The 19702-nt window shown below is 61.0% G+C and carries 19 protein-coding genes; 12 read left to right on the top strand and 7 right to left on the bottom strand.

Annotation, left to right across the window (positions count from 1 at the left end; translation table 11 throughout):
- Positions 1 to 58 precede the first annotated feature (58 nt).
- The gene (locus P3T24_RS23785; protein WP_074268122.1) at positions 59 to 763 is read right to left on the bottom strand and encodes an MgtC/SapB family protein; all 705 of its coding nucleotides are present in this window, start codon (positions 761 to 763) and stop codon (positions 59 to 61) included.
- Positions 764 to 956: 193 nt separating this feature from the next.
- On the opposite strand from P3T24_RS23785, the gene P3T24_RS23780 reads away from it, so the two are divergent.
- The 4 genes from P3T24_RS23780 (at position 957) to P3T24_RS23765 (ending at position 4465) form a co-directional block, all read left to right on the top strand.
- On the top strand, positions 957 to 2204 hold the full coding sequence (locus P3T24_RS23780; RefSeq protein ID WP_429438389.1) for an NRAMP family divalent metal transporter: 1248 nt from the start codon (positions 957 to 959) through the stop codon (positions 2202 to 2204).
- A gap of 652 nt (positions 2205 to 2856) precedes the next feature.
- Positions 2857 to 3150 carry a hypothetical protein gene (locus tag P3T24_RS23775; RefSeq protein WP_074269394.1) on the top strand — a complete coding sequence of 98 codons (294 nt, stop codon included), beginning with the start codon at positions 2857 to 2859 and terminating at the stop codon, positions 3148 to 3150.
- A gap of 85 nt (positions 3151 to 3235) precedes the next feature.
- Positions 3236 to 3424, top strand: a complete 189-nt coding sequence (locus P3T24_RS23770) for a hypothetical protein (protein ID WP_074268124.1) — start codon at positions 3236 to 3238, stop codon at positions 3422 to 3424.
- A 153-nt stretch (positions 3425 to 3577) separates the two neighbouring features.
- Positions 3578 to 4465: a PTS sugar transporter subunit IIA gene (locus P3T24_RS23765; protein WP_429438386.1), complete on the top strand. Its 888-nt coding sequence runs from the start codon at positions 3578 to 3580 to the stop codon at positions 4463 to 4465.
- Between the two features lie 145 nt (positions 4466 to 4610).
- Here P3T24_RS23765 and P3T24_RS23760 read toward each other — a convergent pair whose 3' ends face one another.
- Together P3T24_RS23760 and P3T24_RS23755 are read right to left on the bottom strand one after the other, a co-directional pair.
- A complete protein-coding gene (locus P3T24_RS23760; protein ID WP_074268125.1) occupies positions 4611 to 5495 on the bottom strand; it encodes a 4-hydroxy-tetrahydrodipicolinate synthase family protein in 885 nt (294 codons plus the stop codon).
- Positions 5496 to 5497: 2 nt separating this feature from the next.
- Entirely contained in the window at positions 5498 to 5839 is a 342-nt protein-coding gene (locus P3T24_RS23755) for a hypothetical protein (protein ID WP_429438382.1), read from the bottom strand.
- Between the two features lie 390 nt (positions 5840 to 6229).
- Here P3T24_RS23755 and P3T24_RS23750 point away from each other — a divergent pair, with 390 nt between their 5' ends.
- From P3T24_RS23750 to P3T24_RS23725, 6 genes are all read left to right on the top strand, one after another.
- Complete coding sequence (locus P3T24_RS23750) at positions 6230 to 7621, top strand: GH1 family beta-glucosidase (RefSeq protein ID WP_429438379.1); 1392 nt, start codon at positions 6230 to 6232, stop codon at positions 7619 to 7621.
- 102 nt (positions 7622 to 7723) lie between these two features.
- On the top strand, positions 7724 to 8962 hold the full coding sequence (locus P3T24_RS23745) for an ABC transporter substrate-binding protein (RefSeq protein ID WP_074268128.1): 1239 nt from the start codon (positions 7724 to 7726) through the stop codon (positions 8960 to 8962).
- 8 nt (positions 8963 to 8970) lie between these two features.
- Positions 8971 to 9906, top strand: coding sequence for a carbohydrate ABC transporter permease (locus P3T24_RS23740; RefSeq protein WP_074268129.1), 936 nt, complete (start codon positions 8971 to 8973; stop codon positions 9904 to 9906).
- Positions 9906 to 10838, top strand: coding sequence for a carbohydrate ABC transporter permease (locus tag P3T24_RS23735; protein ID WP_429438376.1), 933 nt, complete (start codon positions 9906 to 9908; stop codon positions 10836 to 10838). The genes P3T24_RS23740 and P3T24_RS23735 overlap by 1 nt, the downstream gene beginning before the upstream one ends.
- Positions 10839 to 10854: 16 nt before the next feature.
- Positions 10855 to 11937: an ABC transporter ATP-binding protein gene (locus tag P3T24_RS23730; protein WP_429288618.1), complete on the top strand. Its 1083-nt coding sequence runs from the start codon at positions 10855 to 10857 to the stop codon at positions 11935 to 11937.
- A 24-nt stretch (positions 11938 to 11961) separates the two neighbouring features.
- Positions 11962 to 12987, top strand: a complete 1026-nt coding sequence (locus tag P3T24_RS23725; protein ID WP_074268132.1) for a LacI family DNA-binding transcriptional regulator — start codon at positions 11962 to 11964, stop codon at positions 12985 to 12987.
- 6 nt (positions 12988 to 12993) lie between these two features.
- Here P3T24_RS23725 and P3T24_RS23720 read toward each other — a convergent pair whose 3' ends face one another.
- Positions 12994 to 13851, bottom strand: a complete 858-nt coding sequence (locus P3T24_RS23720) for a PA4780 family RIO1-like protein kinase (protein ID WP_074268133.1) — start codon at positions 13849 to 13851, stop codon at positions 12994 to 12996.
- Positions 13852 to 14503: 652 nt separating this feature from the next.
- Here P3T24_RS23720 and P3T24_RS23715 point away from each other — a divergent pair.
- Positions 14504 to 16213 carry a SulP family inorganic anion transporter gene (locus P3T24_RS23715; protein ID WP_429438374.1) on the top strand — a complete coding sequence of 570 codons (1710 nt, stop codon included), beginning with the start codon at positions 14504 to 14506 and terminating at the stop codon, positions 16211 to 16213.
- Positions 16214 to 16270: 57 nt separating this feature from the next.
- On the opposite strand, the gene P3T24_RS23710 is transcribed toward P3T24_RS23715, so the two are convergent.
- Positions 16271 to 17236: a hypothetical protein gene (locus P3T24_RS23710; RefSeq protein ID WP_429438372.1), complete on the bottom strand. Its 966-nt coding sequence runs from the start codon at positions 17234 to 17236 to the stop codon at positions 16271 to 16273.
- Positions 17237 to 17674: 438 nt separating this feature from the next.
- On the opposite strand from P3T24_RS23710, the gene P3T24_RS23705 reads away from it, so the two are divergent.
- Entirely contained in the window at positions 17675 to 18400 is a 726-nt protein-coding gene (locus P3T24_RS23705; protein WP_429288621.1) for a hypothetical protein, read from the top strand.
- Between the two features lie 96 nt (positions 18401 to 18496).
- Here the strand turns inward: P3T24_RS23705 and P3T24_RS23700 are convergent, their stop codons facing one another.
- Both P3T24_RS23700 and P3T24_RS23695 read right to left on the bottom strand, forming a co-directional pair.
- Complete coding sequence (locus P3T24_RS23700; RefSeq protein WP_074268137.1) at positions 18497 to 18886, bottom strand: hypothetical protein; 390 nt, start codon at positions 18884 to 18886, stop codon at positions 18497 to 18499.
- 89 nt (positions 18887 to 18975) lie between these two features.
- Positions 18976 to 19614: a LysE family translocator gene (locus P3T24_RS23695; protein WP_429438369.1), complete on the bottom strand. Its 639-nt coding sequence runs from the start codon at positions 19612 to 19614 to the stop codon at positions 18976 to 18978.
- Positions 19615 to 19702 lie beyond the last annotated feature (88 nt).

Below are 19702 nucleotides of genomic sequence, written 5' to 3'. Positions count from 1 at the left end.
GCTGGAAAAGTGCAGATGGCGTGATACGGCGCATCTGTGCTTTTGCGTGTCTCCGCGCTTATTCCGGCGTCGGCTGCGCTTCAAGCCCCAGCCAGCTCACGCTCGACACGCCTTTTTCCATGCTCAGCCGGCTGGCGATGTGCTCGAGCTTGGGTTGATCCTTCGGATGCAGCTTAAGGGTCGCGGTGACTTCGATACGTCGTGGATCGTTCTCGTAGTCGCGGCTCGTGAGACTCTGAAACGATAACGGCGTCGACGACATCGAATTGGACAGTGCTGCGCGGATATGGATTTCGTCCTCCTCGCGGCACACTACAGTCAGCGTGTAGTCGCGCACGAGGTCAGCCGCCGACACTGGCGCGGTGTTGATGGCACGGCTCACTTCGCGCAGCACGGTGTTGGTGATAAGCACGATCGCGGTCCCGGCGAGGGCGGGACCGTAGTGTCCCGCGCCGCATAGTACGCCGACGGCCGCCGCGCACCAAAGCGTCGCTGCCGTATTGATGCCCTGAATCGAACCCTTGTCGCGCATGATGACGCCGCCACCGAGAAAGCCGACGCCGGACACCACATACGAGGCAATTTGCGTGACCCCGGTGCCGTTTCCGGTCAACACGCCAAGTGTGACGAACAGACACGCGCCGCTCGCGACGAGCGTAATGGTGCGCAGCCCGGCGGTGCGTTGCCGCATCTGGCGCTCGAGGCCGATGGCAATGCCGCACGCAAATGCGGCAAGCAGGCGGATAACAAAATCGAGTGTCATGGTTCCCTGTTCATCTTGTGTGTGGGTGCGCGCAGCGCCTGCCCGAGCGGCTACGACCGGGGGCGTTCCCGGTACTCTCGCCACACTCCTGCTATCGTACGGTGTCACGCATGTCCCCATGCGTGGAAATCAGGCCGCATGGCGATGCGCGGCCACGCTCGTTCAACTCAACCTTTGCTTCTTTTCATAACGCATGTCCGGTGCATCTCTGCCCAAACCGAAGACCTCCCGCAATCTGCGTTGGCTTGCCCTCTGGGGCCCCGGCCTGCTCGTCATGCTGGCCGATTGCGATGCCGGCAATGTCGTCACCGCTGCGCAAGCGGGCGCTCAATGGGGACTGCAGTTACTGGTGGTGCTGCTTGTCCTGATCCCGTTGCTTTACATGGTCCAGGAACTCACGGTGAGGCTCGGCATATTCGCGGGCCGCGGCCATGGCGAACTGATCCGCTCGAACTTCGGTCCCGTGTGGGCATGGATCTCTGCCGCTGGCCTCGTGATTGCGGTACTCGGCTCGCTGGTCACGGAGTTCACAGGCGTAGCGGGCATCGGTGAAATGTATGGTGTGTCGCGCTCCCTGACTTTACCCCTTGCCGTGTTTGCCTTGATAGCCGTGGTGCTGACCGGCTCGCACAAGCGCGTCGACAAGGCGGCCATCCTGATCGGCGCCTTCGAGTTGACGTTCTTCGTGGTGGCCTGGAAAGCCCACCCCGATATCCGTAACGCTTTCCAACAAATAAAAAGCCTCCCGTTCGGCAATCGCCAGTTTGGTTATATGGCAGCTGCGCTGATCGGAGCGACCTTCAATCCGTGGATGGTGTTCTATCAACAGGCTGCGGTCGCCGATAAAAAACTCACGGCACAAGACTACGGCGCGGCTCGCGCAGAAACAGCGTTGGGCGCCGTCCTTACCCAGTTGCTGACAGCAGCGGTGCTGGTCGCCGCTGCCGCCACGCTGTCGGGTGACGGCAAACCGCATGCGCTCGGGAGCGTCGGCGAGATCAGCGACGCGCTCGCCACGGTCGTCGGTCCGCACGCCGGACGCTTCCTGTTTAGCGCGGGTGTGCTCGGTGCGTCGATGGTGGCGGCCATCGTCTGTTCGCTGTCGCTCGCCTGGGGGCTCGGTGAAGTGGCGGGCTACAAGCGCTCGCTCGAAGACCGTCCCACCGGTGCGCCATGGTTTTACGGCGTGTACATCGTGTCCGTCGCCGGCAGTGCGTATCTTGTCTGGCTTGCGCCGAACCTCGTGTCGTTGAACGTCGCCGCTCAGGTGGTCAATGCCTTGATGTTGCCTCTGGTGGTCGGCCTGCTTATCGCCCTTAGCGTGCCCTCGCTTTCCAGACAACACCGTCCGCGTGGTCTTTACCTTTGGCTTGTGTCAGGCGTGGCGGCACTGGTTAGCGCCGCCGCTATCGTTGGCGCAGTCTCGGGTTGGATGTCCTGAGCGGCGTGCTGCCTCCGCGCGAGGCGAAAACGGCATGCGTTTCTCAAGCAAAGAACGCCTCGACGCGTTGCCACCGTGCCGCGAGTTGATGCTCGCGACACGGTGCCATACGGACGCACGAAGCCGCTGCGTTCATATGACGCTATAAGGTGCACGGGGAGTATTGCTACGGCGCGCACCGTCTGCCTGCTGGCAAGACGGCGGCTAATAGAAGAGAGCGCGGACGTCCTGCCGGTCAGGCAGCGAAACTATTCGAAGATCGACAACTACTGGAGTCCAAGGCATTAGCCCCTTTTGTAAAGACGCCCGGATTTTAGGCGCGCGCACAAACGGAAGTCAACATGATTCGCCAGGCAGAGCAAAGATAGTTTGAAGTCCCGTACATATGTCTTTCAGATGTGCCGAAACAGCGTACATAAGCCTTTCATCTTCCCGCTGCCACTACAACGCCGCGCCCCATTACACAATCTTTGCAGCTACCCCGTCCGGTTTTGCGGGTTCTTGACGCGGCATGTGCTGAAATACAAGCAGCATGATGGACTCGTTAGAGCATTCGGAGTTCTAAGTGTAGGGAGCGTTATTGCCGGTGAACAGGGCGGTGACGTCGTACGGGCCGCACTTCGGCGCGGCTGCCGACAGTCGAGGCTGGAAAATGACAAATGACGAGATCAAGGCGTTGATCGTGGAGATCCGGCGCTATGCGGCGCATCGTCTCAGCGACGTCGCCCGAGGCGTGGAAACGCCGGCGCTGGCGGCACTGATGGTCGAGAAATTCGGCGAGGGAATCGCGAAAGCCACCCAGCTGCTCGGGGTGGAAGGCTGCAGTGAACTCGGCCGGGAAATCGACCGGCTGGTGCGCGAAGTGGATCCGCATTATCCGACGCATCTTCAGTACCGCTTCGAAGCACGCCCGGCAGGTCTCGCCATCAACGGCGCGGCGCACTGAGGCGAAGCAGCAAGGCGTGCCGCCCGCTGGCGATGCGCCCGACAGTATGGGGAATCGTATGGCGTTCAAACAATCCAGGGGAAACATGACCGTAGAGGCCTGCGTGTTTCCCGCTCCGGGACAGATGTTCAAAGGCGCGCTTCGCGTGACCACTACGCGTAACGAAAAGACGCTGCAACAGATCACTGGACGTGGCTGTGGCCGGCCGATGCGCAGCTCCGATGCTGCGCTCGAGTTGGCGGAACTCGAAGCCCGGCGCATTCTCGGCCTCTGAGACAGGCGGCATGATATTCCGACCTTTTTTCCGGTCGCGTTCGCACGCGCTGAGCGCGACGGGAAAAGCGGTTGGGCCATGCCGAGAAATTTTTACGCGAGCTTAACGCCAATTCGTGTAGCCTGAGATCAGGCAATTGAAACGAGGCGCGACATGGCGCACCCAATGACAAGCCTGCGGGCTCTTCTCGGAACTGGCAAGAGCCGGGTACAACCCCGCTCCCACGCCCCCGCGGGCCGCAACGTGATGATGCACGTCACGCTCGACGCACAACACGCCACACCTTTACGCCAGGCGCTGACCCGCGACTGCGGCGACCAGCCTTGGACCATCCGGGTTGCGCCACTGCCCGGAACGGGCCGCGTGCGGCTCTCTCTCTATCTGCCCAAGACCGCAGTCGATGGAGCGATCCAGCGGGTGGCCGTTCTGGCGCCCACGGCGCAATTGGGCCAACTGTTCGAAGTCCCCGATACGGTTACCGATAGCTGGCGTGGCTTGATGCACGCCGAGACCCCGCCACGTATCAACGTGTCCAGCGAGTCTGAAGTGGAGGTGTCGCAGGAGGATGAGAATGCGGTTGCAGGTAGCGCAATTGCACAACTGATGTCGCGGGATCACGTGCTGCTCGGTCTGGACGTCACGGACCGGCAAGCTCTGTTCGACGAACTCGGCCGCTTTTTCCAGCAACGCTATGGGTTGCCGGCGGACGCTGTGACCGCCGGCCTTGCCGCGCGAGAAGCGATGGGCTCGACGGGACTGGGTCAGGGCGTGGCGGTTCCGCATGGCCAGATCAAGGGTCTGCGCGAGGCGATGGTGCTGTACGTCAGGCCGGCCACGCCGATCGCCTTCGATGCACCGGACGGAAAACCGGTTGGCGATATCGTGGTGCTGCTCGTGCCGAAATGGGCCAATACCGCGCATTTGCGTCTGCTGGCGGAAGTGGCGGAGCGATTTTGCGACCAGCAGTTCCGTGAACAGCTTCACGCCTGCGAAGATGAGCATGCCGTCTGCCAGCTGTTTGTCGAGTACGAGGCGGCTTGAGCTTGATTGAGCTGGTTGACGGGAAACGATAAGGGCCGCGCTTTTAGAAAGCGCGGCCCTTATCTATTGAGCCGGTTAGTAACACTAATCAGCCTGGCGAGCCCGTTTTGTGAGTCAACTCATCGAGTCGACTCACTGAGTCGGCTTAGTGAGCCGCTCCAGCGAACTCCGCGCGCAAATCCTGCAAAGCCTCGCGAGCGGTACCCAGGCTCGCCACCAGTTGCGCGGAGGCTCGCGTGATCGGCATGCGCGTCTCGTCCGTCATGGGGTGATCGAATGCCAGCATGGCCTTGATCGCAGACGGGTTAGGCGCGGAGAACAGCAGCTTGATGACAGGCAGCAGGCTCGTGAAGAGCGTTTGCGCTTCTGCTACATGGTCCGATTCGACGAGCGCCTGCACTTCGATCAGCAGATCGGCGCAGACATGCGCACTGGCGAGAATCCCACCCGCGCCGCCTGAACGCAGGCAATCGAGGAACGCATCGTCCGTGCCGCAGAGCAGACTGATGGGCGCGCTACGCAGTTTGTCGAAGTGATCTTTTACGCACTCCTTGATCGCCACGACGTTGTCCAGTTCGGTCAGGCGCGCGACCGTCTCAGGCGCGATGGCGACGCCGCTTCGATGCGGTACGTCGTACAGCACGATCGAGCGGTCGGTTGCGAGCGCAATCTGTTCGAAGTGCCATTGCACGCCGGCCTGATCGGGACAGATATACGAAGGGGGTGAGACCAGATAGCCGCTGCAGTCCCAATGTTCATAGCGGCGTAGCTCGCGGATCACTTCGCGTGTGTCCGACCCGCCGACGCCGACCAGTACCGGCAAGCGGCTGCCAACTGCGTCGGTGATAGCCTGCAGCACCGTGACACGTTCGGTCTCGGACAGTAGCGCGGCTTCGCCGGTTGTGCCCAGCGCCACCATGCCGCTGATCTCGGTGCGCGAGTAGTACTCCGCCAGATGCTGTAGCGCGTCGATGTCGACCTCGCCGTTGCGCATCGGCGTAACGAGCGGCAACCAGATGCCTGAATACATGATTAGCGCGCCTCCTTGCTGGCGTTGCGGCGCCTGAGCGGTCCGATCATCGCGTAGGGCAGCGAGGTAATCAATGCGTGCATCGTGAAGTCGAGGTCGTCTGGAGCAATATCGAGGTCGAGGTGAACATGGTCGTGCACGACCTCGGTGCTGACCACATACACGCCTAGCGGCGAGTGCAATAGCGACCTGAGTTGTGCACGAGCGTCGCGCTCGGAGTCGCCGAGCAGCGTCACCGGCAACAGTACGCGTGGCGAAGGAAAGGGGATGACGTTGTGGTGTGAGGCGGGTTGCGCGCGGTGAGTTCCGGCGTCGTAGACCTGGAGTGTTTGCGGAAGTGCCATGAGATCGGATTCGCTGCTGTGGTTGTTCAACACAGTGACTAGAGTAGACCCCGCGGTGTAAACATCGCGCAAAAATCCGATCGCTTGGTGGAAAAATGCGGTGGTGGCCGGCGCGTTGGGATCGTGCTTTCAGTGCTGAGTTTCTGCGAAGCGTTGAGTTCCGCGAGCGCAATTCCGCCATGCCAGCCAGTAGCCACATCATTGCAGAACACCCCCATCCAGACAAACCCTGATTGCTGCATGGAATTGGCCGCTGCTATCGTTCGCAGGTCTTGTGGAAGCGCTTCCACCCAGCTTCCACCCAACCGGTTTCAGCGGTTCTGCGTAACGAATTGCATGGGATTAGAGTAGCGCGCTCGAGCGCAGGCTCTGGTCGATAAAGGAGAATCTGTGGCAAACGACGTATCCGCGCTGTCCCAGGACCTGAACGGCGATCCGTTCTCGCCATCGGCCGATTCGGTGCTCTGGCGCAAGCAGTTCCTGCTCGGCGCGGCTACCGCGTCGTATCAGATCGAGGGAGCCGTTCATGAAGACGGGCGTCTGCCGTCGATCTGGGACACCTTCTCAGCCACTCCAGGCAAAGTGCTGGCCGGCGATACAGGCGAGGTGGCCTGCGATCACTATCATCGCTGGGAAGCCGATTTCGACCTTCTGAGCGCGCTCAATTTCGAGGCCTATCGTCTCTCGATTGCATGGCCGCGCGTCATGGACGAACACGGCAAACCGAACCAGAAGGGCCTCGACTTCTACAAGCGCCTGCTCGGCCGTCTCAAGGAGAAGGGCCTCAAGACCTTTGTCACGCTGTACCACTGGGACTTGCCGCAGCATCTGGAAGATCGCGGTGGCTGGCTCAACCGCGACACCGCGTACCGCTTCACCGACTACGCAGACCTGATGAGCCGCGAACTCGCGGGCCAGGTCGATGCATGGATGACCCTCAACGAGCCGTGGTGCTCGGCATATCTCGGCTACGGTAACGGTCATCATGCGCCGGGTCTGTCTAATGCGCGCTTTGCCACCCAGGCCATGCATCATCTGCTGCTTGCACACGGCTTGGCGATTCCGGTGTTGCGCGCCAATGATCCGCCGTCGCTGAAAGGGATCGTCGCCAACGTGGGCAGAGGCACCGCAAATTCGGAAAGTGCTGTTGATCGCCGCGCCGCGCATCTGTTCGAAGTTCAGCACAATGCGTGGATTCTCGACCCGCTATTGAAGGGCGCGTATCCGGACGATCTGTTCGAACTCTGGCCGGGTACCGAGCCGCTGGTGCTCGACGGCGATCTGAAGACTATTTCCGCACCGCTCGACTTCCTGGGTATCAACTACTACTTCCGCACCAACGTGAAGAGCGACGGCGCGCATGGCTTTACCGAGGTCCCGCTGGAAGGTGTCGAGCGCACGCAGATGGGCTGGGAGGTGCACCCTGATGGGCTGCGCGATCTCCTGATCGGTTTTAACAAGAACTACGCGAACCTGCCACCGATCTATATCACTGAGAACGGTATGGCTTCAGATGACCAGGTGATCGAAGGCCGCGTCGACGATCCGCAACGGATCTCGTTCCTCAAGCGCCACCTTGCAGCGGTGGACAGCGCGGTCAAGGCTGGCGTCGATATTCGTGGTTATTTCGTCTGGTCGCTGATGGACAACTTCGAATGGGCCTTCGGTTATGAACGGCGCTTTGGCGTGGTGCACGTCGACTACGATACGCAAAAGCGCACCGTCAAACACAGTGCCGAGCTGATCGCAAAGTTCCTGGCAGAACGTAAGGCACGCAACTGAGTCACTCAACTGAGGCACGTAACTGAGGCACGTAACTGAACAAGCTGAGCTGGTTTGTATGTCGACCGGAAACAAAAAGGCGCAAAGCCTCAAGGAGACGGAATGAACTGCAGAAGGAAACTCTTGAGCGGCATTGCCTTGGCCCTCGCTCTCAACGGCGTGGTTGCCCATGCCGATCCGTTGAAGGCCAACGTGATCCACTGGTGGACCTCGGGCGGCGAATCTGCCGCGATCAAGCAGTTCGCGGATGCGTACAACAAGGCCGGTGGCCTGTGGGTCGATAACGCCGTGGCCGGCGCCGATCAGGCACGCTCCACGGCCATCAACCGGATCGTAGGCGGGGATCCACCCACAGCAGCGCAGTTCAATACGTCCAAGCAGTTTCATGACCTGATCGATCAGGGCATGCTCAACAATGTCGACACGGTAGCCGCCAAGGAAAACTGGAACGCCATTTTCCCGCAGTCGATTCTCGAGTCTATCAAGGTCAACGGGCACTTCTATGCCGCGCCCGTCGACATTCACATGCAGGACTGGTTCTTCTATTCGAAGCCTGCGTTCAAGAAGGCGGGCATTGCAGCGGAGCCGCAGACCTTCGATGAACTGTTCACCGATCTCGACAAGCTGAAAGCCGCCGGCTACATTCCGCTCGCGCTGGGCGGCCAGGCATGGCAGGAAAAAATCACCTTCGATGCGGTGTTTGCCGATGTCGGCGGCACGGACCTCTATATGAAGGTGTATCGCGACCGCGACCAGAATGCGGTGAATTCGGCTGCGTTCAAGAATGTGCTGACCACCTTCAAGCGCCTGCACAACTACGTGGATCCGGGCTCGCCCGGCCGCAACTGGAATGATGCGACGGCGCTGGTGATTTCGGGCAAGGCGGGCATGCAGATCATGGGCGACTGGGCAAAGGGCGAGTTCTCGGCGGCCAACCAGGTGGCGGGCAAGGACTTCGGCTGCTTCCCGGGTTTTGGTCCGCATTCGCCGTATATGGTGGCGGGCGACGTCTTCGTATTCCCGAAGACAGACAACGCCAACGCGATCAAGGCGCAGAACCTGCTCGCGACTGTCATGACTTCTCCTGAGGCGCAGGTGGCCTTTAGCGCGAAGAAAGGCTCGATCCCGATCCGTCCGGACGTGGATACCTCGAGCCTCGATATCTGCGCGAAAGAGGGCATTGCGATCATGAAGGACAAGTCGCGCCAGTTGCCGAATCCGGAAATGCTGATTTCGCCGGACGTGCAGGGTGCGCTGACCGACGTCATCACCAACTTCTGGAACAAGAACGAGTCGGCTGAAGATGCGCAAAAGGCATTTGCCAGCGCGCTGAAGAGCTGAGCACCGCGATGCGCGCACTCGGCCTGGCCTCGGCATCTCGACGACCGGCGAGGCGATCGAAGCCGCTTGGGCGGCGCTGGCCGCTCGCCGCCTGGATTGCGCTGTTGCCGATGGTGGTGACGGTCGTCTTTGCCTACCTTGGCACGATGCTATGGACGGCTAAGGTATCGTTTACCTTGTCGCGCACGTTCCCGTCCGATCGCTTCGCCGGGGTGTCGCAATACGTGCGGCTGTTTCAGAACGATCGCTGGATGGTGTCGCTGCAGCACATCGTGATCTATGGCGTGTTGTTTATCATCGCGTGCATGGTGATCGGTTTGCTGTTGGCGATCTTTATCGATCAGAGAGTGGTGGCAGAGGGTGCATTGCGTACGGTATTTCTGTATCCGTATGCGATGTCGTTTGTCGCCACCGGTCTCGTCTGGCAGTGGATTCTCAATCCCCAACTGGGCATACAGGAGGTATTGCATCGCATCGGCTTTGCGCACGCACGCTTCGACTGGATCGTCGATCAGGACTGGGTGATCTATACGCTCGTGATCGCCACGGTCTGGCAGGCCTCCGGGCTCGTGATGGCGTTGTTGCTGGCCGGCCTGCGCGGCATCGACGACGAGATCTGGAAGGCGGCACGCATCGACGGCATTCCACGCTGGCGGGTCTATGCGAGTATCGTGGTGCCGATGCTCAAGACCTCGATGTCCACCGCATTCGTGCTGCTGTTCGTGATGGTGGTGAAGCTATACGACGCAGTGGTGGCGATGACCCTGGGCGGCCCTGGCACGGCGAGCGAAGTGCCGGCCAAGTTCATCATGGATTACCTGTTTGGCCGCGCCAATATCGGACTTGCCTCCGCGGCGTCGGTCGTATTGTTGACCACTGTGCTGGCAATTCTCGCGCCGTTCTTCTATGTGCGCAGTCGCGCCGCCTTCCGAAAGGACGTTTGATGAATACGCTCCCTTCCGGTGTAACTTCAGTTGGCAAACCCGCAATCGCAACTACGCCCAAACCTCGGCCGAAACGCCGCTCGCGCTTCACGCCCGCGCGTTTCGGCATTTACGCATTCCTGATTACTGCGGCCTTGTTCTTCCTGTTGCCGCTATATGTGATGCTCGTCACCTCGGTCAAGCCGATGAGCGAGATCCGCGTAGGCAACATTCTGGCGCTGCCGCTGCATTTCACGCTCGCGCCGTGGCGTGATGCGTGGGCATCGGCCTGCACGGGCCTCGACTGTAACGGGATTCAGGTCGGTTTCTGGAACTCCGTGCGCATTGTGGTGCCTAGCACCATTCTCTCTATCGCGATCGGCGCGGTGAATGGCTATGCGCTGTCGTTCTGGCGGCCACGCGGCGCAGGGATCCTGTTCGCCGTTCTGCTGATGGGTGCCTTTATCCCCGTGCAGGTGATGGTCTATCCGCTTGTGCGCGTGCTGGCGAGCGTGCACCTGTTCAGTTCGCTGCCAGGCATCGTGGTGATCCATACAATCTTCGGTATGCCGATCATGACGCTGCTGTTTCGCAACTACTACGCATCGATCCCGCTTGAACTGTTCAAGGCGGCCCGTGTCGACGGCGGCGGTTTCTGGCGCATCTTCCTGCAGTTGATGTTGCCGATGTCCACGCCGATCATCGTGGTTGCGGTGATCATGCAGGTCACCGGCATCTGGAACGACTTCATTCTCGGGCTGGTGTTCGCGGGAACCAGGAACCTGCCGATGACAGTGCAGCTGAACAACATCATCAATACCACTACGGGCGAGCGTCTCTACAACGTCAACATGGCGGCGACCATCCTCACTTCGATGGTGCCGCTCGCGATCTACTTCATTTCGGGCCGCTGGTTTGTGCGCGGCATCGCTTCGGGCGCAGTCAAAGGGTAGGCCAAGGGATAGGGGCATGACCAACGTATCGAATGTATCGGTCCGCAATCTGCGCATCGAGCTGGGCGCGAACACGGTCATCGAGTCGCTCGATCTCGATGTGAATGCGGGCGAATTCGTCGTGCTGCTCGGGCCGTCGGGCTGCGGCAAGTCCACCTTGCTGCATAGCATTGCAGGCCTGATCGATGTCACCGACGGCAGCATCGAAATAGGCGGCGAGGATATGACCTGGGCCGATCCAAAAGATCGCCGCATCTCACTGGTGTTCCAGTCGTATGCGCTGTATCCGACCATGAGCGTAGAGCGCAATCTGTCGTTTGCACTGCGTATCAACGGCACGCCGAAGGCGGAGATCGAACGGCGCGTGACGCGTGCGTCCGAGATGCTGCAACTCGGGCCGCTGCTCAAACGCAAGCCGGCACAACTGTCCGGCGGCCAGCGTCAGCGCGTGGCGATTGGCCGCGCAATCGTACGTGAAGCGGATGTGTTCCTGTTCGACGAACCGCTCTCGAATCTCGACGCCAAGCTGCGCACCGAGTTGCGCCGCGAATTGAAACAACTGCATCAACGGCTCGGCGCGACGATGATCTACGTCACGCACGACCAGGTGGAGGCGATGACGCTCGCTACCCGCATGGCTGTGATGCGGGGTGGCGTGATCCAGCAGATCGGCACGCCTGCCGAAGTCTATGCGCGGCCGGATAATCTGTTCGTGGCCGGCTTTCTCGGCGCGCCCGCGATGAATATGCTGCAAGGACGGCTGGAGCGGCGCGAGGAGGGCATGCGCTTTCGCACAGACCATCTCGATCTCGACGTGTCGCGCTATCCGTTCAAGGCGCTCCCCGATACGACGCGGCCCTGCGTGCTGGGCGTGCGCCCCGAGGATGTGCGCGTCGGCGGCGACTTCACAGAGCGCGGCACCGTTTCGCTGATCGAACCGATGGGCAACCACCGGGTTATTTGGCTCGATTATCATGGCGCCCAGATCGCGTCGATCGATCAGGACAAAGCGCCCATCGAGGTAGGGGAGGCGCGCGCCTTTTCGCTCGACAGCGCACATATTTCGCTGTTCGACGAGGCTGGTGGCGCCCGTCTGTGAACGGCACGGTTTGATGGAGCGCGTGTGGCAACCCTGAAAGACGTGGCGGAGTTAGCCGGAGTCGGCATGTCGACGGCATCGCGGGTGATTTCCGGCAAAGGACCGGTCTCGGCCGACGCCGAGCGCCGCGTCAGGGCCGCCATCGAGGCGCTGAATTTCCGGCCATCCTCGATCGGCCGCGCCATGGCGACGCAGTCGCTCGGCATGATCGGCCTGTTCGTGCCGACTTTCTTCGGCTCGTACTACGGCACGATCCTCAAGCAGACCGATACCGAGTTGCGCGCGGTGCACCGGCACGTCGTCGTAGCGACGGGTTGCGGCGAGTCGTCGCCGCGCGAGCAGGCGCTCGAAGCGGTGGAGTTTCTGATTGGCCGCGACTGCGATGGCGTGATCGTGATCAGCCATGACCTGCATGACGACGACCTCAACCGTCTGCATCGCATGCACCCGAAGATGGTGTTTCTCAATCGCTCTTTCGGTCAGCTGCCGGAGGCGTCGTTCTGCGCGGATCATAGGCGCGGCGGCGAACTGGCCGCACGCACCTTGCTCGAGCATGGGCATCGCGAGCTTGCGGTGATCTCGGGGCCCTTTAGTGCTTCGGACAATCAGGCGCGTGTGGACGGTTTCTTTGCGGAACTGGCGCGCCACGGCATCGAACGGGCGGACGTGACCTTGATCGAATCGGACTTCTCGCCGGAGGGCGGCTATGCAGCCGCGCAAACGCTGCTCGACTCGAAGCGGTCCTTTACCGCGGTGTTCTGCGCCAACGACACCATGGCGATCAGCGTATTGGCGCGCTTTCAGCAGGCAGGTGTTTCGGTGCCGAACGACGTCTCCGTGATCGGCTACGACGACGACTACTCGGCAGCGTATGCAGCGCCCGCGCTGACCTCAGTGCATATTCCGACTGCGGACCTGACGCAGAACGCGGTACGCTGGCTGGTGAATCAATGCTATGGAACCTCGTGGGAGATCTTCCGCGAGTTTCCCGTGACGGTGACGATGCGCGCCTCGGTGGGCGCGCCACGGCAGCGCGTGGTGGCCCGGTAGGTGCGCTTAGCTGCCCTCGCGCAGCGATTGCTCATGCCGCACGCGAGCTTCTTCCTCGAGACGCGTGTCTTCGAGTTCCTGCAGCACCGCATCGAGGTCGACCGGCGTGGTGTCGAGTTCGACACGCCCGGTCAATTGCACCTCAGGGTGCAGGCCGCCGCCTTCGAATAGCGCCCAGATCTCCTTGCCGTACTTCGCAGTTAGCAGATGCGGCGCGAAGCGGCCAAAGTACGTCGCGAGGTTGTCCACGTCGCGCTCGAGCATGGCGGGCGCTTCGAGATTGCCGGCGGCGTCGACGGCCTGCGGCAGGTCGATGATCACCGGGCCGTCCGCGGCGAGCAAAATGTTGTACTCGGACAGGTCGCCGTGAATCACACCGGCGCATAGCATACGCACCACTTCGTTGAGCAGCCGCGTGTGCAGTTCGACCGCACGCGTTTCGCTCATCTCCACATCGTTCAGACGCGGCGCGACGTTGCCGTCTTCGTCGGTCACCAGTTCCATCAACAGGACGCCGTCTGTGCAGATATACGGTTGCGGCACGCGCACGCCGGCGTTGGCTAAACGGAACAGCGCGTCGACCTCGGCGTTCTGCCAGTGCTGTTCCTGCACTTCGCGGCCGTAACGGCTGCCTTTTTCAATGGCGCGCGCTTCACGGCTGTTCTTGACCTTGCGGCCCTCGCGATACGAAGCGGCCTGGCGGAAACTGCGCTGCTTTGCGTCCTTGTAGACCTTCGCGCAACGGGTCGAATCGCCACTGCGTACGACGTAGACGGTGGCTTCCTTGCCGCTCATCAACTGGCTGATGACTTCGTCGATCAGGCCTTCTTCAACGAGCGGGAGCAGGCGTTTGGGTGTTTTCATGCGGCCACCGCCTGCACTGTGCACGGGACGGCAACGGCGGCGCGACGGAGGACGGCGGGGCGGGTAAGCATGGCCGCCTGTGAAAAGGGGGCTTGGAGCGGAGATAAAGTCATGCCCGATTATAAGGTGTACCGGGCAATCGGCAGAATTCATGGGGCATAACGACGTTTGACCGGGGTTGCGTGGCTGTTCGTCCGAGACATCTTGCGCATTGCCTGGTGGGTCTGTCTGGCTGCTATTCGAGTGCCAAGTCATGGCTTTCGGCACCGTAAGATTCGTAGGCGTCCTGTTGATGGCGGTAAAGAGAGCTTTCGGCCGCGTCAGGTAGAGGGCGTGTGCCAAATGTGGGCCGAATGTTGCCTGGACCCTTGTTTTGCGGGGTTTACCTGATTTAAAAGCACGGTCGATCCTTTACACTCGCGTAAAATTATTTGTTACGGGGTGAAAGATGCTGGTCACTTTCCTCATTGCATGTCCGCTCCTGATCGCGGCACTGTTCGGCTTTGCCAGGATCGCCGACCCGCGTACCGGGCAGCTCAGGCGCTAGCCGGGACTGGCCGCTGTCTTGATGGATTGGCAATCGAGTCTTGCGTTGAAGTGCCCACTCGCGGCACGATGCGGGATTGCCACCTGATTAAGACCCCATTCCTGCATGCAAGAGACCCCAGAAAAACTGGCCAGGCGCTTTGGCCTGCTAAAAGGCATCCTCCCTCTTGATCGTGCGTCTGCGTTGCGCGACGCTTTTGCCGGCATCACGCTGGCGTCGATGGATATTCCCCAGGTACTCGGGTACGCGCGCATCGCCGGCATGCCGGCTGTGACTGGCCTCTATACCGTGTTCCTGCCGCTGGTGGCATTCGCGTTCTTCGGCGCGTCACGGCACCTGGTGGTTGCTGCAGACTCGGCGACTGCGACCATTTTCTCCAGCCAGCTCTCCACCATGGCGCCGCTCGCGAGCGCTCAATACGTTGCACTGGCCGGCATGGTTGCGTTGCTGACTGCCGTGCTGTTGCTGGTGGCTCGGATCTTCAAACTCGGCTTTCTCGCCGACTTTCTGTCGCGTACCGTACTGGTCGGCTTTCTCGCGGGCGTAGGCGTGCAGGTGGGCATCGCGATGCTGGGCGATATGCTCGGCATCGCCTTCACGTCGTCGCACAGTACGGCCCAGTTAGCGCAGATCGCGAGTCATCTGGGGCAGGTCAGCTTCCCGACCCTCGCGGTTTCAGCAGGCGTGGTGGTCTGCATTCTGTTGGCAAAGCGCTTCTCGCCGCGTTTGCCGGTGCCTTTGCTGGCGGTGGTGGGTGGCATCGCCGCCAGCGACCTCTACGACTTCGCCGGACACGGGATTTCGATTCTCGGCCCAGTCGCTGGTGGTCTTCCGCCGTTCCGGCTGCCGGTTGCGAGCTGGCACCAGATGGTCGAACTGCTGCCGGTGGCGGCCTCCTGCTTCGTGATGATCGTCGCCCAAAGCGCGGCCGCCGGGCGCGTGTTTGCGCAGCGCTATCATGAGGAAGTCGATCTGAATGCCGACATTCTCGGGCTGGCGGCGGCCAATACTGTGGCTGCTTTTTCCGGCGCATTCGTGGTGAACGGCAGCCCGACCCAGACCGCCATGGCCGAGCGTGCCGGCACGCGCAGTCAGTTCGGACAACTGGCGTTTGCGGGCGTGGTCGTCGTGGTGCTGCTGTTTTTCAGCCGGTATCTGCAATATCTGCCGCACTGCATCCTCGCCAGCATCGTGTTCACGATTGCGATCGGGCTCATCAATGTGCAAAGCCTGAGGGCGATCCGCCGCGAAACGCCAGGGGAGTTCACGCTGGCCGTGATCACGGCGCTTGCTGTGGTGGTGCTCGGTGTCGAGCATGGGATTCTGTTGGCGGTCGTGCTTTCGTTGCTGCGACACGTGCGGCACAGCTACAGACCGCATACGATGATGCTGGCACCCGGCGCCGGTGGACGCTGGCAACCGGTGCCGGCGAGGCCGGGCACGCAGACCGCGCCGGGGTTGATCGTCTATCGCTTCGGTGCGGACCTGTTCTATGCCAACGACCATTTCTTCGTCGAAGATGTGCGCGCGCTGATCGGCCAGGCACCGAGCAAGGTGCGCTGGTTCGTCGTGGACGCGAGTGCGATCACAGACCTCGATTATTCGGCAGCACGCTCGTTGAACGATCTGCTCGACCTCCTGAAGCAGCAGGATGTCGAGGTGGTGTTCGCGCGCGTGAACCGCTATCTGCGCTCGGACATGGACCGGCATGGCATTACGGAAGCGGTCAAGGCATCGTGCGTCTTCAGCACGATGCATGAGGCACTGGCTGCGGTGGGCGTGACGCCACAGGTGTCGACGCCGGGAGTGATATAGCGCTGGTTCGGGTTTGGCCGCAGCGTGTGTTTGACGCCGGTTCTCGATGTGCGAGCGCTACTTCGAGAATTCGTCGGGTACTTCGGTGACGCGCCGCTGCGAAATGTGGTTCATCCATTCCGTATCGCTCACGTTGTCGCGACGCGCTGGCGGCGGTGCGAGTGTTTCATGGCTCGCACGCGCATCCGTTGGCATCGTGATGGTGGCATATTCATCGTGGCCCAGTCTTGCGGGCGCGAATGGCGAGTAGTTGCCGGCTGCCGATGCCCGCGCCAACGACCGGTGCGTGTGGCTTGCATGGGCGAGTCGGTGTGACGTGCCCGACGATACTGCGTGACCAGCATGTTGCCTGTTTTTCACAGCCCGCTTAGCGGATGCATGAGCGATATGCCGTCGTGCGTGTTTCGTTTCGCGCAAGCCGTGACGTGTGTGGTCTGTTTCTTCCAGGCGCGGTTGCGAAGCCGTTGGCACGAGTTTTTGTGCGGTGGCCTGGCTGGTGTCGCCATGTCGTGGTACTTGCAGGGGTGCGGATATGCGACCGCCTTTGGCGAGCCCGGGTTGCGGCATCGCTGCAGTGTCCCGTTTCGCATGTTGATGCGACAGATAGGCGATGCCGATGCACGCCAGAATCGCTACACCGCCGATCGCGCACAAGCTGGCTGCGCGCGTGGCGGAACGGTTTGCAAACGACTGATGTACCGCGGGAAGATCCGCCGCCACGCGTACCGCAGACGAGGCCGCTGGCACACGCTCATCAAGCGCCGTCACGCAGAGTTGCCCTGACGCGGCCGGGGCGGCAGACGGCTGCCCAGGCCGCGTCGATGCCCAGTGACACATTGACCAGATGGTCTCTTCGCGTAGACAGAAGGTTCGCAGCAATGCCCTCAGACCGGCACGCAAGCCGCCTTCCGGAACAAGCAAAGTCCATTCGCCGCCGAAGGGCAGCGGCAGATGACCCGCTGCACCCAGACGCGGCTGGCCGATGCTGCCTTCGACCCAGACGAAAGGGGTGATCGTCGACATGGTCTTGAGTTAAGTCGCATTCCTTTAAAAAAGACGCCCGCAACGTGCGGGCGTTTCATCGGCCACGACCGAGAGATGGTCGTAACGTGCGGGGAACCATCAAGGAATGCTAACGGACTGTGTGACAAGTCTAGTTCAAATTTTCACGGCTGGCTGGAAAAAGAGTCGATAAAAGACAAATTTATTCGGACGAAGATTTTAAAAGTCTTGTTTACGTTTACGACTTTCTTTCATATTCATTTGGCGGAGAGGCTTGCGTGGCGTGGCGTTTCGTCGAATGAAAATATTGATTAAATTAATTCGGTTGTCGAAACCGGAAAAAATGGTTAGTAAAACTTATTTATATTTAATGGCTTCCCTGCGCATAAAAAATTGAGTATCGTGGACTTTCTTTCCGGTGCTGTCTGTCACCAGGAACGTTCCCCCGGGAGATCTTCAATGAAAGTCGCATCGCACGCTACCACGGTCTTTAGATCCGTCATTACAAGTGGTGCCCAATTCGAAGAATACGTCAACGCGATCGGCCGACCGCGCTTTGCCATCAGTTGCGGAGGCGACGATCCAGGCGGGGCCCGGGCCGAGCTCGATGAATGGGTGTTTGCGGATGACGTCGAATGCCTGATGCGGGAGTTCCTGGATTGGGACGCACGCGGCATTCGCATGGAGTTCGATCAACCGGTCACCGGGTACGCAGACGCTGTCGCAAGCTGGATCGTCGTAGGCCTGCCGCCCCACTTCAACGATGCGACATCGAACCTCAATAGCGGGTTGCTAGGCGTGATGTGCAAAGCGATGGGTGCAGAGGGCGCGCGGCGGGCATTCCTCGAATCGGTGTTCAACGACGCGTGGACCTATGATTTCGTGGCGTTGCGCGCGAATCGCTACGACAGCTTTATCGAGGAATGGAAGTCGGATGACGACAAGAACGCCAGGCCCGAACATTATCGGGCGCAGAAGCATTTCGGCGTGGTCGTGGATGCCGGTGGGCTCGGCGTTGGCAGCCGGCCGCTACAGTACTGGGTGTTTATCGGTGTGGCCAGCGGTAGTTTGACGGCGCAACAACTTGGAGATGCCGGACTGAGCTGGGAGGAACTGATCGGTCAGGCGTGTGTGATCAACGGACTGGGCGAGGTGGAGCGGATCGGCAACCACCGCGTGATCTAGCGATCGACTCAGGTGACGGGGCGCACGAGGGACGAACCGTCCGTGCGTTGCGCTCCCTGCCTGCATGACTAGCCATGTTCTCGCGATCCAGATGGGCTAGTCCTGATCGTCAGTCTCTTCATATGCCGGTTCGAAGAACCGGCTACGGGCCGCCAGAATACAGGCGCCAGCAAGCACAACACATAAAAACGCCACCGTATACGCAAGCGGCTTGCCATGCCACAGGCTGTCGAACCATTGATGAAACTCAGCCAACGCCACCTCGGCTGTGCCGCCGATGCGCTGCAGTTCGAGCAGATATTGCTGGTTGTTGGCGACGCCGTAGATCAGTTCTGCGCTGTCCCTGGCTGGGGCCGCGACATAAATGATGGCGGCACCGATCAGGCCCACCACAAGAATGACCGCACTTGCCACATAAAGGCGAATCTGCAGCGGCGTGTGCTGTTGCGCTGTGTTCTGCCCGTCCTGTGTTTGCCGACTGCTCATCTCATGTCCGTAGCGCTGCGCTCATGTGGCATCCGCCACAGTAGCGCAAGGCTAACATGCGTTGCACGCGCAGGCCGCGCTTCGTTCGTCTAGCTGCGCGAAGTCAGAAGTTTGAGACCAGCCACGCTAAACACGACGGCGAGTGAGCCGTCTAGCCAGCGCCGGATCGAACCGTACACGCGGCGTGCGGTTTCAGTTGAAAACAGCACGGCGTAACTGCTGAATACAAACACGCCAATCGCCATGCAACCGAGCACGACGGGAGCCGTGCGGCCAGCGCCGCCTGCTGCAGGAACGGCGAGCGAGACAATCGACAGCCAGACCAGAATCGCCTTGGGGTTGGTGAGATGCAGCAACAGGCCGCGCACGTAGAGCCGTCGTGAAGATTCGGGCGCACGGGTAGTGCGGGTGATCGGCACCTGCGGCGTGAGGGCCGAGCGGGCCGATTTCCACGCGAGCCAGAGCAGGTACACGCCGCCCACGACGCGGATTGCTACCAGCAGTTGCGAATAGGTGGCAAGGACCGCAGACAGGCCAAGCGACGCCAGCAGCGCCCACGAGAACGAACCCGACATGACGCCGAGCGCGAAGGCGAAAGCCGACTTGCGGCCTGAACCCATGGCGAGCGACATGATGGCGAGGTTGCTCGGGCCGGGGCTCGCGGTGCCGACAAAGTAGGCGGTGTAGGCGAGCAGGACATTGGCCGACAGGAAGGCGCTGGCAGTCATGGGACGGTTATCCAGGGATAGGTTCGCGGCGGCGACGCGGTGTGGCTAGCCTGGACGGATTAGTCCTCCACGTGGCCGGTCAGTATGC

This window comes from Paraburkholderia sp. GAS33 (assembly GCF_050436645.1).
Lineage (GTDB): Bacteria > Pseudomonadota > Gammaproteobacteria > Burkholderiales > Burkholderiaceae > Paraburkholderia > Paraburkholderia phenazinium_B.
The sequence above is the reverse complement of the archived record's forward strand: the minus strand, read 5'-3'. Positions and strand labels throughout refer to the sequence as shown.